The sequence below is a fragment of the Shewanella sp. genome, from assembly GCF_051658185.1.
In the GTDB taxonomy this organism is placed as follows: domain Bacteria; phylum Pseudomonadota; class Gammaproteobacteria; order Enterobacterales; family Shewanellaceae; genus Shewanella.
The window spans coordinates 1-14181 of the sequence record NZ_JBOFMC010000178.1; the positions used below are offsets into that span (position 1 = coordinate 1).

Consider the following 14181-nt stretch of genomic DNA (forward strand, 5'->3'; position numbering starts at 1 on the left):
GCTGCGGCGGCCGATATTTGGCAGCAAACCACTGGCAATATGATCAGCGAAGGTTATGGGCTTTCCGAAACCTCACCAGTCATTGCCCTCAATGCCCCCGGATACCAAGAACTTGGGACTGTGGGTAAACCCGTGCTCGCTACCGAGGTCAAACTCATCGATGACAATGGTGCAGAAGTCCCCCTAGGCAGCGCCGGTGAGCTTGCGGTCCGCGGCCCACAGGTGATGCGAGGGTACTGGAATAAACCACAGGAAACCGCCAACGCCATGACGGCGGACGGTTTTTTTAAAACGGGGGATATGGCGATAGCCACCGCAAGCGGAACCTATCAAATCGTGGATCGCAAAAAGGATATGGTGATTGTCTCCGGTTTCAATGTGTATCCTAATGAAGTCGAAAATGTGCTCGCAAGTCATCCCAGCATCCTCGAGTGTGCGGTAGTGGGGATAACAGATGCCCATTCTGGGGAAGCGGTTAAGGCCTATATCGTCCTTAAGGATCCAGACCAAGCGCTGATGCAAACCAAGGAAGCGATTTTGCACCATTGCCGTCAGCAATTAGCGGCCTACAAGATCCCTAAAGTGATTGAATTTATTCCCCAATTGCCTAAGAGTACCGTTGGTAAAATTCTGCGCCGTCAACTTAAAACGTTGCCAAGCAGCTAATGGACAACGTGGACAACGCGGACAACAGAGGATGACTAAAGTCCTTCGCCGCAAAAGGGGCAATCGCTAAAGCGAGGAAAACTCACAAGGGGCGAGCTTAGCCGCTCGCCCTCATGCTTGCCCTCATATTACTCAACGCTGATGACGCCGATGGCCGCCACATATCCTTGACCGCCACATTGATTGGACCACCACTTTAGCCCCCGTCCGAGCCTTACTGACGCGAAGTTTACCTAAGCATATCGCCAGCATCTTTGTTCGTTGATGCCTCGGTGAGCAACTGTATTTGGGCAAACTCACGGTATAACGCATTGGTTTGCATCAACTCCTGATGACTACCACAGGCTTGAATTTCTCCCTTATCGAATACAAAAATCCTATCGGCATTGATCACTGTGGCTAAACGGTGGGCAATAATCAAGGTGGTTTTATTGGCCATCAAGACATCAAGGGCCTGCTTAACCTGCTGCTCGCTCACGGCATCAAGCGCACTGGTTGCCTCATCGAGTAAGAGTATCGGCCTATCGGCCAAAATCGCTCTGGCGATGGCGATCCGCTGTTTTTGGCCACCCGATAATCGCACCCCGCGCTCGCCTAAATAGGTTTGATAACCGTCTCTGAACTCACGAATGAATTCATCGGCCCGTGCTGCAATACAGGCATCAATCACCTCCTGCTCAGTCGCATCCACACGGCCATAACGCACATTTTCAAGCACACTAGTGGCAAAAATCACCGCATCCTGGGGCACTAAAGCAAACTGCGCGCGCAGCGTGGCTAAGTTAAGCCTCGCAATATCAATGCCTTCGATAGAGATTTGACCAGCGCTGGGCTGATAAAAGCGCTGCAACATTTGAAACAAGGTACTCTTACCCGCACCGCTTGGGCCCACAAGGGCGATGCGCTCGCCGGCGGCAAGGGTCATATTCAGGTTTTTAAGCGCAAAATTTGCTTGATCTGGGTAAGCAAAACTGACATCGGCTATCGTTAATTGCCCGCGCACCACGGCAGGTAAACTCAGTGGAGCGGCACATTCAGGAATATCTGCCGCCGTTTCGGCAAGCTCAATTAAGCGCTCCGCCGCGCCAGCAGAGCGCTGGATCTCACCGATCACCTCGCTGATGGTGGCAACCGCACCTGCAACCATCACCGCATAAAACATAAAGGCGGAGAGCTCACCGCCGGTCATCTCTTGCGCCATCACATCCTGGGCCCCCACCCAAGTTACCAGCACAATCGCGGCAATACTTAAAAACATGACGCTAGCGATCAATAAGGCACGGTAACGAATGCGCCCGCTGGCCGCAGCCATGACAGCTTCGACCCGCTCATTAAATACGCTACGGTCTTTATCTTCATGACCATAGGCTTGCACAGTATGGATTTCGTGAAGGGTTTCATCCACATAGGCGCCAAGATCTGCCACTCGATCTTGACTTTGGCGCGCAAGCTGGCGCACTTTGCGTCCAAAAAATCCGACGGGGCCGAGCACTAAGGGCACTGCCAAGAGCACTAATAGGGTCATTTTGACACTGGTGATACCCATCATCACCAATCCCCCCACGACTGTCACTCCCGAGCGGAGCGCCATCGACAGGCTCGAGCCCACCACGGTTTGTAACAACGTCGAATCGGCAGCGAAGCGCGAAATGACCTCCCCGGTGCGCACCTTGGCATAAAATGCAGGGGAAAGTTTAAGGAGTTGCTGATAAACCCGTAGACGAATGTCAGCGCTCACCCGCTCGCCAAGCCATGTCATCAAATAAAAACGGCAAAACACCGCCGTACCACTGAGGGCGCTGATCCCTAACACCAAGAGCATAATGTCATTGAGGCGCTGAGCATTATCCCGCACAAAGCCCTCATCGACCAGCAAGCGCACACCTTGACCGAGAGCTAACCACGCCAACGAGCCAATCATTAAGCAGATAATGGCCGCCGCAACCTGCCAACGGTATGGTTTAAGAAACGCGGCAATCCAAGGTAATACCGCGCGTTGTCCTATTGGCGATGCCGGCTGCAGCAGTTCTGGCTCGGACAACGCTCCTGTCGGCGGTGCAGCTTGAGTGATCCCATGGGGATGCTGCTGCGGGTTGGGGGTTACGGTCGGCTCGGCCACGGTGATATCCTTTACGCGTCATCTTAAGCCGCCCACTGCGGCGCTAAGTGTGGAGTCAAGTGTGGAGTCATTTCATCGAGCTTACACGCGCATCAACAAACTTTCGCGCTTTGGCTTTATCTTAAGCTTACGCCGCAAACAAACTTGGAGGCGAATGACTTAATCCCTGATCCACAAATTAATCTCACGGTTTTACAGTGAAACATGGCTATAATCAACGCGTTTTAATCAACTGGGGTAACCCCCTTCCAAGCAAAGCAGAAACCAGATGAAACCCACAATCTCAACCGAAACCCAAGATGACGCCTTGGCTATCGCCAAAGCGAACCAAAAGCCCGGACAAACAAAAGAGCAAACCAAACTCATCGCCCAAGGGATTGAAAAAGGCATCGCGGAATACAAAAAACTGCAAAAAGCCAAAGCCCGTGAGCGAGATAAACTGCGTAAACAACAGTTAAAGGCAAAATCACGGATAGCCGCTACGCCAGAGGACATCACAGAAGAAAATCAGGACACTGCCGAAGGAAATGGCCCGTTCACCCGCGCGACGTGGGTCGCCATTAGCCTGCTGCTACTGAGCTGGCTGGGATTTGCTTTCGACTACATGGTTAACCATTAATCTTTAAGGCGTTCACGCCGCAATGTATTCGACTTATCCAAAGTTGAGATAACAACAGCGTGAATGCCCCATTTACCTACCTTAGAGTGCAATCCAAGTGGCTTTGATTTCGGTATATTTATCAAAAGAATGCAAAGATTTATCGCGACCATTGCCTGACTGCTTATAACCGCCAAAAGGCGCGGTCATATCGCCGCCATCGTAATGGTTTATCCATACCATGCCGGTGCGCAGGGCTTTGGCCGTTTTATGGGCTTTACTAATATCAGAGGTCCATACCCCTGCTGCCAAGCCGTAAATGGTGTCGTTGGCGATCGCGATGGCCTCTTCCATGCCATTAAATTCAATCACGGATAATACCGGGCCAAAAATCTCCTCACTGGCGATTTTCATCTGATTGTGGACATTCATGAACACCGTCGGCTCGACATACACTCCGCCGCTCTCGGCGTGCACCTGCTCGCCGCCGCACACGAGGGTGGCGCCAGCCTCTTTGCCCGCTTTAATGTAACTTAAGATAGTGTCTAATTGCTGCCTATCGACCACCGCACCGCTCACCGTATCAGGATCTAAGGGGTGGCCCGGTTGCCATGCGGCAAGCTCTGCGCCAATCAGGGCAATCAGCTCATCCTTCACCCCCGATTCCACCAGCAAACGCGAGCCTGCGGTGCACACTTCGCCCTGATTAAACGCAATCGCCTCGGCGGCGGCAACGGCGGCGGCCTTAAGATCTGGCGCATCATTGAAGACGATATTAGGACTCTTGCCTCCCGCCTCTAACCACACCCGTTTCATGTTAGATTCGCCAGCATAAATCATTAATTGTTTTGCAATTTTTGTAGATCCGGTAAACACCAGTGTATCAACATCCATATGCAGTGCGAGGGCTTTGCCTACGGTATGACCAAAACCGGGTAACACGTTTAGTACCCCCTTAGGGATCCCCGCATCCAACGCCAGCTGAGCAATGCGAATGGCTGTGAGCGGCGATTTTTCAGAAGGTTTAAGCACCACACTGTTACCGGTTGCCAGCGCGGGGCCAAGCTTCCAGCAGGCCATGAGTAGCGGAAAATTCCACGGCACGATCGCGGCAACCACCCCGACAGGCTCACGGGTGATCATGCCAATTTCATTGTGAGCCGTGGGCGCCAGTTCATCGTAAATTTTATCAATCGCTTCCCCGGACCAACGCAGGGCCCTCGCCGCCCCCGCCACATCCACAGATTTGGCAAAGCGTATGGGTTTACCCATGTCGAGGGTTTCTAGCAATGCTAATTCATCGCTATGTTCTTCGAGTAATTCGGCAAAGCGGATCATCACTTGCTTACGCTTAACGGGTGATTGTTGGGACCACACTCCGGAGTCAAAAGCCCTGCGGCCATTCGCGACGGCAAGATTGGCATCAGGGAGATCGCAACTGGCCACCTGAGTGAGTACGCGCCCATCAATCGGGCTGACACAGGCAAAGGTCTCGGCCGACAGCGCTGCGCGATACTCGCCATCGATAAAAGCCTGCCCGTTAATCGTTAGGTTGGCAGCGAGGCTTTCCCATTCACTGCGCGTCTTCGGTGTACTCATGATGACCTCTTAATCGTTGGTGTTAGTGGGGCTTATTGTTATCTAGCAGCGGTATTTATGTTTTCTTGCGATAGTGCGTGCCTATCATGCAAAGGCATTGTGGGTTAAAAGCGACGCACCACGATGCCTATGCACCCACGATCACTGGCAACCCTATGTCCCACAGCAATGCTCCACCCTCGATACCGGCATTGCCACTATCGAGCACAACCATGCCCCGGATATGGGCCTCAGATTACGCTGAACCAACATGGAAATTCAATATTTTTTACAAAAATAGCATTTTTGCCACAAATAACTGCACACAACTCTTCCATGTTCATTATTTCTAACATAGCATAGCAAATATTAGCCACCCTAATTAAGACCTGAACATACAGGACAAGGTAGACACTATGGCCGATTTACCCCATACCCCACACCAGAGTATTCCTTCTCTCGCACATTATTGGATGCCCTTTACTGCTAATCGTCAGTTTAAAGCCAACCCGCGTTTACTGGCCAAAGCAGAGGGCATGTATTACACCGATGTCGATGGCAACAAGGTCCTCGACTCCACCGCAGGTTTATGGTGCTGTAACGCAGGCCACGGCCGACGCGAAATTAGCGAAGCGGTCAGTAAACAAATTCGCGAGATGGATTACGCCCCCTCCTTTCAGATGGGTCACCCCATCGCCTTTGAGCTCGCCGAACGCCTAACCGAACTGAGCCCTGAAGGCTTAAATAAGGTATTTTTTACCAATTCGGGCTCAGAATCGGTTGATACTGCACTGAAAATGGCTCTGTGTTACCACAGAGCTAATGGCCAAGCCACGCGGACTCGCTTTATCGGCCGTGAAATGGGCTATCACGGCGTGGGTTTTGGTGGCATTTCTGTCGGTGGCCTTGGCAATAATCGCAAAGCCTTCAGCGGTCAATTGTTGCAGGGAGTCGATCACTTACCCCACACCCTAGATATTGCCAACGCCGCCTTTACCAAGGGGTTATCCGCCTTTGGTGCAGAAAAAGCCGATGTATTAGAGCAGCTAGTGACCCTCCATGGCGCAGAAAACATTGCCGCGGTGATTGTCGAGCCCATGTCCGGCTCGGCGGGGGTTATCCTGCCGCCCCAAGGCTACCTAAAACGCCTGCGAGAAATCACTCAAAAATACGGCATCCTGTTGATATTTGACGAAGTTATCACTGCCTTTGGCCGCGTGGGAGCCGCTTTTGCGAGCCAACGCTGGGGCGTCACGCCTGACATCATCACCACCGCCAAAGCCATCAACAATGGCGCAATCCCCATGGGAGCCGTGTTTGTACAAGATTTTATCCACGACGCTTGTATGCAAGGCCCGCAAGAAATGATTGAGTTTTTCCACGGTTACACCTACTCAGGCCACCCCGTTGCCGCTGCCGCGGCACTCGCGACGCTGTCGATTTACGAGCATGAACAATTATTTGAGCGCAGTTTTGAGCTGGAACGCTATTTTGAAGACGCGGTACACAGCCTAAAAGGCTTACCGAATGTGATTGATATTCGCAACACCGGACTCGTTGCGGGGATCCATTTTGCACCGAGCGCCCAAGGCATAGGTAAACGGGGCTATGGCGTATTTGACCACTGTTTTCGCCACGGCACCTTAGTCAGAGCCACTGGCGATATTATTGCCATGTCGCCACCACTGATTGTCGATAAGCGCGAAATTGATCAAATGATCAATAGTTTAAGTGATGCCATCACGGCTGTGGGTTAAACCCCGGTTTACTGTCAAACTCTCCCGCCTCGGCGGGAAAACCCTAAAGGTTAACTATGCTTCAGATCACTCATTTTGTTAATGGCCAGCACACTGAGCCCAGTCTTCGCAACCAAGATATCTATGAACCAGCCACCGGCGAGCGGCGTGGTCAGGTTTCCCTCGCCAGCGCCGCCGAGGTCAGCGCCGCCATTGCCGTTGCCAAAACGGCCTTTGAGACTTGGTCCCAGGTCACCCCACTCAACCGCGCGCGCGTGCTATTTAAATTCAAAACCTTGGTTGAGCAACACCTCGATGAATTGGCTCAGCTTATCACCCGTGAGCACGGCAAAGTGTTAGAAGATGCCAAAGGTGAGCTAATTCGCGGTCTTGAAGTGGTGGAATTTGCCTGCGGCATCCCCCACTTACTCAAAGGCGAGCACACCCAACAGGTTGGCGGCGGCGTCGATGCCTGGTCGGTTAATCAAGCATTAGGAGTGGTCGCCGGCATTGCGCCCTTTAACTTCCCCGTGATGGTGCCCATGTGGATGTTCCCTATCGCCATCGCCTGTGGCAATACCTTTATCATGAAGCCCTCTGAAAAAGATCCAAGCTCAGTGCTGCGCATTGCCGAGCTTTTAACTGAAGCAGGGCTACCCAATGGCGTATTTAACGTAATCAACGGCGATAAAGAAGCCGTTGATACCTTGTTGACCCACGAAGATGTGCAAGCGGTAAGCTTTGTTGGTTCAACCCCCATTGCCCAATACATCTACAGCACCGCCTCACAGCATGGCAAACGGGTGCAAGCCTTAGGCGGCGCTAAAAACCATATGCTACTGATGCCCGATGCGGATCTCGATCAAGCCGTCAGCGCGTTAATGGGCGCCGCCTACGGCAGTGCCGGCGAGCGTTGTATGGCCATCTCCGTGGTGCTCGCCGTGGGCGATGTGGGAGACAAATTAGTCGAGAAGTTACTCCCACAAATCCAGACCTTGAAGGTCGGTAACGGGCTCACTCCCGAGATGGAAATGGGGCCATTGATCTCCAAACAACACCTTGCCAAGGTGAGCCAATACGTTGCCAGCGGCGTCCAAGAAGGCGCGACGCTACTGGTTGATGGTCGCAACCTCAGTGTTGCTGAGCATCAGCAAGGCTACTTCCTCGGGGCCTGCCTATTCGATAATGTCACCCCTGAGATGCGCATCTACCGCGAAGAAATCTTCGGTCCAGTGCTGTCGATTGTCAGGGTGAAGGATTATCCAGCGGCGCTCGAGCTAATAAACCAGCACGAATTTGGCAATGGCACGGCGATTTTTACTCAAAGCGGGGAAGCTGCAAGGCATTTTTGTCACCATGTGCAGGTCGGCATGGTCGGGGTCAACGTCCCCATTCCGGTGCCCATGGCATTCCACAGCTTTGGCGGCTGGAAGCGCTCACTCTTTGGTCCCCTGCACATGCATGGTCCCGATGGCGTACGTTTTTATACCAAGCGCAAAGCCATTACTGCGCGCTGGCCCGTGGGCAAACAGACTCAAGCCGAGTTTGTCATGCCAACCATGAAATAGTTGCCTAAAACAAGGACATCCCAATGACGATGAGCATTAATGCCATTATTCGCTTTGCGAGCGCGCAAACCGCAGTGGAATCCTATTCATTGGCGCCGGAAAAATTACTCAAAGGCAATCCAGAGCAGCGCCTACAAAATCATTATTCCAGCCCATGTAATCAATTTAACAGTGGCATTTGGCAAAGTGAATCAGGTGCTTGGAAAATAAACTACACTGAGTATGAATATTGTGAAATCCTCGAAGGGGTGAGTGTTATCACCGATCAGCAAGGACAATCACAAAGGTTCACTGTGGGAGATAGGTTTATTATTCCTGCGGGTTTTCAAGGCTCTTGGGAAGTCATAGAACCGTGTCGCAAGGTTTATGTGATTTTTGAGCCCAAATAGTCCATATTAAGCAATTAAGCCCGAATCAAACCGCTAAGATCACTTAGCAATTACTCGCCATGGAGTCTCTGCAATAGGTTATCCTTGCGCGGCAGTTTGGCAATTAAACAGGCGCCTTGGCAGCTGCAATACGCTGGCGGTAAGGCGCCTGAGTTCACCAAAAAATGGGAGAGATACCGTGAATTACCAACACAAAAACAAACGGCTAATGCCACTTATTGGTCTGGCACTCGTAACCTCTGGATTATGCGCTAGCGCCAACGCCGAACTCTCAGGAGAAATCAGCCTAACCAATGACTACCGCTTTCGCGGTGTTTCACAAACCGCTGGCGATCCCGCCCTGCAAGCAGGCATTGATTGGGCCTTTGGCTCTGGTTTTTCGGTAGGAGCCTGGGCAAGTAATGTGGACTTTGATGAACCCGGTTATAACGGCCCTAATATCGAATACGATTTTTATGTCGCCTACGGCGGTGAGATCAACCCAGATCTAACCTACGATATCACCCTTAATCGCTATAACTACTCTGGTGACAGTGATTTGGGTTACTTTGAAGTCACTGCCGGCATGGATTATCAAGGATTTCGCGTCGCGTATTGGTACACCAATGACTACAGCGGCAGTGACTTAGCCTACCACTATACCGAGCTTAACTATTCCTATGAATTTGCTGAGAATTGGAACCTCGATCTCCACTACGGCTATAACACAGGCGATGCATTGGATGACGGCGAAGGCTTCGATAGCTACTCAGATTACTCTATCGGCGTATCGACTGAACTGGCAGGCTTTGGGTTATCCCTTGCATGGTTAGACACCGATATCAGCGGTTGGTACAAAGTGGATAGTGGTACCTATAAAAACACCGATACCGTGCTCGCCACCGTGAGTTACGCTTTTTAATAGGCCTAAGCAGTAACGCCTATTGCAATCTGAGAGGTAAAAAGCCCGGCGTATTTAACCGACCGTGATAAAGCATCGCTTGCCAAAATGCTATCTAGCCTCCAACAAAAAGCCCTCTTTAAAGAGGGCTTTTGCGTCATTGTACTTGCCTAATTCTTTATAAGAAATAGCACAATATGATGCGATGACAACCTTCGCGCTTAACGGCATTAACCGTTTGAGTGGTTGGGAAGACTAAGCCGCTCGCGTGTGATACGCGAACAGCTTAAAGCACTCAACGCTGCACGGTTACCAACGGCGCATCTTATGGCCTTTGACCGCATAAAACAGGATAAACAGATAACAAGGCAACATCACCATATATCCCCCCTGCTGGCCCATGTCGGTCGCGGAGCTGGTTAACCCCCAAAATAACGGGCCGAATGCGCCACCCGCAATGCCCATAATCAGCAGCGCCGAACCTGTACTGGTTAATTTCCCCATACCCGATAATGCCAACGGCCACACCGCAGGCCATACAATTGCGTTAGCTAATCCTAAGAAAGCAATCAACAATAAGGTATCTGGCAAGGCTGTGCCGCCAAAAGGCACTAATAGTACATTGGCAATCGCGTAGGAATGATTATCCCCCAATAAAATCCCAAGGGTGAGCAAGAGGCCAAGAATCGCGGAGATCATCAGCGCCGTGGGCTGAGAAATAAACCTTGGGATCAACAGTATCCCTAAAGTGTAACCGAGCACCATACACACCATAGTGTAAGAGGTCATTACCCCGTAGGATTCAATGCCTAAGGACAGCGCAAAAGTGCCTATGGTGTCACCAGCAATCACCTCAACGGCGACATACACAAACAGTGCCAACACCCCAAAAGCTAAATTAGGGTGAGCTAGCGCGGCCTTAATTTGACCTTTATCAGTGGCATCGGTGTCTTCATCTTCATTGGCTAATTCTGGCAGCGGCGATTTTTTTACCGCCAGCGCTAATATACCAATAAAGATAGCCATACCTAAGTAAGGAAGCACTAACCCATTAGCCATTTCATCGATTTGTGCTTGAGTTAATTGGATACCAATTCGGTCGTTAAAGCTGTCTAAGATCAGCGCAGAGAACACCATAGGTGCAATCACCCCTGCACCCTTGTTTAAAATCCCCATTACGCTCACGCGCGCAGCGGCCGACTCTTCAGGGCCTAAACGCACGACGTAAGGGTTGACTGCAGTTTGCAACAATGTTTGGCCAGCGCCCATCACTAACTGGGCAAACAAAAATAGACCAAAGATTTGAGTTTTGGCAGCAGGAATAAACAATAAGCCCGCCAACATCATCACGCCCATACCGAGCGCCATACCATTTTTGTAACCGACTTTGCGGATAACCCATGCCGATGGCAGGGCCGTAAAGGTCACGGCAATGTAAAACGAAAACAGAATCAACGAGGCCTGCAAAGGCGTGAGTTGCAAAATTTGCTTGAGATACGGCATTAACGAGCCGTTTAACCACGTGGCAAATCCAAGGATGAAGAAAAGAGCGGCCACTATGGCCATGGGCAGAAAGCTACTTTTCTGCTGGCCTTTATCGAGAGTCATTTCCATAAACCTGCTTCTTATAGTCATTAATAATTTAAGGTGATTAAGGGACAATAAACCACGTTACCCCCCCCTATCATCGCTAGCGCGACTCATCCGCAATGGCTAATGTTATCATCCAAACTCACCATTGTTTCATCGATGTTAAAACAAATATCGCAAAAAGACAACGCTGTCATTTGCCATTTCAGCGACCCTATTGCTGTTATCGGGATCAAGTTAGCACTCTGCGCTAATCGGCCCTGCAGCGGCGCATCGATACAACCGTTACACGAAAATACTGCAGTGGCTGATGGGTTGATTCACAAACCTATGATGGTGTGATGGTGTGATGGTGTGATGGTGTGATGGTGTGATGGTGTGATGGTGTGATGGTGTGATGGTGTGATGGTGTGATGGTGCAAAAGTATAATGAAGGAGGCAAAAAATACGCAACCGCCAATGCTCTGCGCCCCCAAAAAAAGCCCCCGGTGAACGGCTTGCAGCTTCACGACGGAGGTATCCCCCACCACAACGGTATGTAACAAGTAGGTTTTAACGGGCGTGAAGCTTGATGCTCGCAGTCAAAGGGAGCGAGCCGATGGCACCTCATCGCGCCGACGCGCCTGCATCGCGCAATCGACTCACAAATCAATACCATCGGCTCTCGCGTTATAGGATGGCGCTCCTCACCCCATTAAATGCGCACAAAAATCTTTTTACGATACAACCAATAAAGCACTAACCATTGCACCGCCAGTAGCCCGAACACCTGAGCCAAGGGCTGCGCCGTCTCAGGCAGTGCGCGCACTATGCCGCCAAAGAGAATTTGCGCCAAATATTGCCACTGCACCAAACTCGACGCCAAATAGATAATGATGGCGTTGGTGCCAATCACCACAAAGAAAAACGCCGCCCTTTGCCACTGCAGCACATCTACCAAGGCATAAAACACGCCTAGCAATATCATGCTCCAGCCTGTGGTCACCAGAACAAAAGAACTGGTCCACAGTTCCTTATTGACCGGTAAAACCCCATCCAGCGACCAACCCGCGGCTAAGCTCGCAGCACCCGCGATGAGGAGTAATCCCACCTTGGCCCACTCGCCATTTCGATGGGGCTTGACAATAAAGTGTCCGACAAACACACCGGCTAAGGCATTCACCACGGCGGGAATCGTTGATAATACCCCTTCAGGATCCGGGGTGCGGCCTTGATAACTGACCCCAGGTAACAACCACGCATCCACATAAGCATTGATGGATTGGCTTGGTAACAGCACACCTGCCTGCCCACCAGAAAAAGGTAGCCACAATTGCGCAGCCCCATAGACAATTAAAATGCCTAAGGCGACGATGATTTGCGTACGCAGTGGCGTGTGCCAAACCAATAATGCTGCAAAAAACCATGCAAACCCAATACGCCCTAACACACTGGCATAACGAATATTGTCTGGCTCCATCGGCACGCCAGTGCCCCAACCGTGATTATAAAGTACCCCGAGCAGCAGCAATAACAAGAGCCGCTTAACCCCGTGCCGATACAGAGGTAAGCGCTGCTGAAATGGCAAAGTATCTAAACGCTTGGGCGATAAACCTAAGGCCACCCCAGAGAGGAAAATAAACAGCGGAAAGATCAGATCGTAAAAATGAAAACCGTGCCATTGGCTGTGGTGCATTTGGCCATCGGCCCATTGCCAACCTGCCCATCCGGTCAACAGCAACAAGGCACCAAACAAGGCTTCGCCGCCCAAAATCCAAAACATATCAAAGCCACGCAAAGCATCGAGGGACATCAACCTCGGTCGCGGCGCGTTACCTTGGGGTGAAGGAGTGCACTGCGTCATCCCCATGAGATTTCCTTATGTTCACTTAATATCATTTAACGCGCAGCCCAATTACGCTGTACGATAAAAAAACGTAGCCCCTGTCATCAAAAATGTACAAGGGCCGACGGTTTGAGTTAACTCCAGCATGCTAGAGCTGGTGTATTTTACTTAACATGGTTAACCATTACGCGTTAACAGCGCGATCGACACGCCTAGGCCCTCGGCCTACTACAGCGTACAACCTGCAACCGCTTTGCCTGCCAGCGCATTGCCAGCTAAATAAGTGGCTTGCACCCTTAGCTGCTCATCAAGCACCACCATGTCCGCTTTGTGCCCAAGGGCAATGCGCCCGACGTGAGCATCAATCCCAAGGAACTGCGCAGGATATAGCGCCGCCATGCGCAGCGCTTCACCAAGGGGAAGCCCGAGCATATTAACGGTATTATTAACCGCCGATGCCATATCGAGCACGCAACCTGCCAACTCACCGGTGACGGCATTTAATCTATCACCTACCCGCAAAACTTGGGTGCCAAAAAGTTCAAAACTCACTTCATCAGCCATCCCCACTGGCGGCATAGCATCGGTGACCAACATCACTTTACCCTGAGGTTTAGCACGCAGCGCAATGCGCGCCGCCGCCGGGTGCACATGGTGACCATCGACAATCAAGCCACACCATGCCTGCTCACTTTCTAGCGCGGCGCCCACCATACCCGGTTCACGAGAGCCAAGGGGCGACATGGCATTAAACAGGTGGGTAAAGCCGGTCGCGCCCGCGTTAAGCGCCGCCTGCACTGTTGCGTAATCGGCATTGGAATGGCCCAAGCAGACTTTAACGCCTGCGGCGACTAAGGTTTGGATTGTTTGTGGTGAAACGTTTTCCGGCGCAAGCGTGACCACTTTAATACCTAAATCTTGACGACAAAAAATCGCCAATTCCGCCTCACTGATTTCACGAATAGCTGCCGCAGGATGCACGCCTTTTTTCGGCACACTCAGATGAGGTCCTTCAAAATGCACTCCCAGCACCCCCGGACTCCCTTTTGCCAACGCCTTAGCCACAGCATCCGCCGCCTTGGTCATCACATCGATATCATCAGTGATAAGCGTGGGCAAAAAACCAGTGGTACCAAAACGCGCATGGGCGCGGCCAATCACCTCAATACCGTGGACGCTTGGATGGGCATTGAATAACACCCCGCCGCCGCCATTAACTTGTACGTCAATAA

Annotated in this window: 11 protein-coding genes; 6 read left to right on the forward strand and 5 right to left on the reverse strand. The window is 51.4% G+C overall.

Features of this window, described 5'->3' with window-relative positions; all coding sequences use genetic code 11:
- Nucleotides 1–666, forward strand: a 666-nt coding sequence (locus tag ACRCZA_RS07235) for an AMP-binding enzyme (RefSeq protein WP_438673781.1), incomplete at its 5' end; no start/stop codon positions are given.
- 229 nt (nucleotides 667–895) lie between these two features.
- Here the strand turns inward: ACRCZA_RS07235 and ACRCZA_RS07240 are convergent.
- Entirely contained in the window at nucleotides 896–2707 is a 1812-nt protein-coding gene (locus tag ACRCZA_RS07240; protein WP_438673789.1) for an ABC transporter transmembrane domain-containing protein, read from the reverse strand.
- 346 nt (nucleotides 2708–3053) lie between these two features.
- On the opposite strand from ACRCZA_RS07240, the gene ACRCZA_RS07245 reads away from it, so the two are divergent.
- Nucleotides 3054–3404: a DUF2956 domain-containing protein gene (locus ACRCZA_RS07245; RefSeq protein WP_438673782.1), complete on the forward strand. Its 351-nt coding sequence runs from the start codon at nucleotides 3054–3056 to the stop codon at nucleotides 3402–3404.
- 81 nt (nucleotides 3405–3485) lie between these two features.
- On the opposite strand, the gene ACRCZA_RS07250 is transcribed toward ACRCZA_RS07245, so the two are convergent.
- On the reverse strand, nucleotides 3486–4982 hold the full coding sequence (locus tag ACRCZA_RS07250; RefSeq protein ID WP_438673783.1) for an aldehyde dehydrogenase: 1497 nt from the start codon (nucleotides 4980–4982) through the stop codon (nucleotides 3486–3488).
- A 395-nt stretch (nucleotides 4983–5377) separates the two neighbouring features.
- Between ACRCZA_RS07250 and ACRCZA_RS07255 the strand changes: the two genes are divergently transcribed.
- The 4 genes from ACRCZA_RS07255 (at nucleotide 5378) to ACRCZA_RS07270 (ending at nucleotide 9555) form a co-directional block, all read left to right on the forward strand.
- The gene (locus ACRCZA_RS07255) at nucleotides 5378–6718 is read left to right on the forward strand and encodes an aspartate aminotransferase family protein (protein WP_438673784.1); all 1341 of its coding nucleotides are present in this window, start codon (nucleotides 5378–5380) and stop codon (nucleotides 6716–6718) included.
- Between the two features lie 56 nt (nucleotides 6719–6774).
- Entirely contained in the window at nucleotides 6775–8265 is a 1491-nt protein-coding gene (locus ACRCZA_RS07260; RefSeq protein ID WP_438673785.1) for a CoA-acylating methylmalonate-semialdehyde dehydrogenase, read from the forward strand.
- A gap of 23 nt (nucleotides 8266–8288) precedes the next feature.
- A complete protein-coding gene (locus ACRCZA_RS07265; protein ID WP_438673786.1) occupies nucleotides 8289–8654 on the forward strand; it encodes a cupin domain-containing protein in 366 nt (121 codons plus the stop codon).
- A gap of 208 nt (nucleotides 8655–8862) precedes the next feature.
- Nucleotides 8863–9555 carry a TorF family putative porin gene (locus ACRCZA_RS07270; protein WP_438673790.1) on the forward strand — a complete coding sequence of 231 codons (693 nt, stop codon included), beginning with the start codon at nucleotides 8863–8865 and terminating at the stop codon, nucleotides 9553–9555.
- A 288-nt stretch (nucleotides 9556–9843) separates the two neighbouring features.
- On the opposite strand, the gene nagP is transcribed toward ACRCZA_RS07270, so the two are convergent.
- The 3 genes from nagP to nagA form a co-directional block, all read right to left on the reverse strand.
- Entirely contained in the window at nucleotides 9844–11142 is a 1299-nt protein-coding gene (gene nagP, locus ACRCZA_RS07275) for an N-acetylglucosamine MFS transporter NagP (RefSeq protein ID WP_438673791.1), read from the reverse strand.
- A gap of 676 nt (nucleotides 11143–11818) precedes the next feature.
- Entirely contained in the window at nucleotides 11819–12973 is a 1155-nt protein-coding gene (gene nagX / locus ACRCZA_RS07280; RefSeq protein WP_438673787.1) for a transmembrane glucosamine N-acetyltransferase NagX, read from the reverse strand.
- A gap of 204 nt (nucleotides 12974–13177) precedes the next feature.
- On the reverse strand, nucleotides 13178–14181 hold a 1004-nt coding region (nagA, locus tag ACRCZA_RS07285), incomplete at its 5' end, for an N-acetylglucosamine-6-phosphate deacetylase (RefSeq protein ID WP_438673788.1).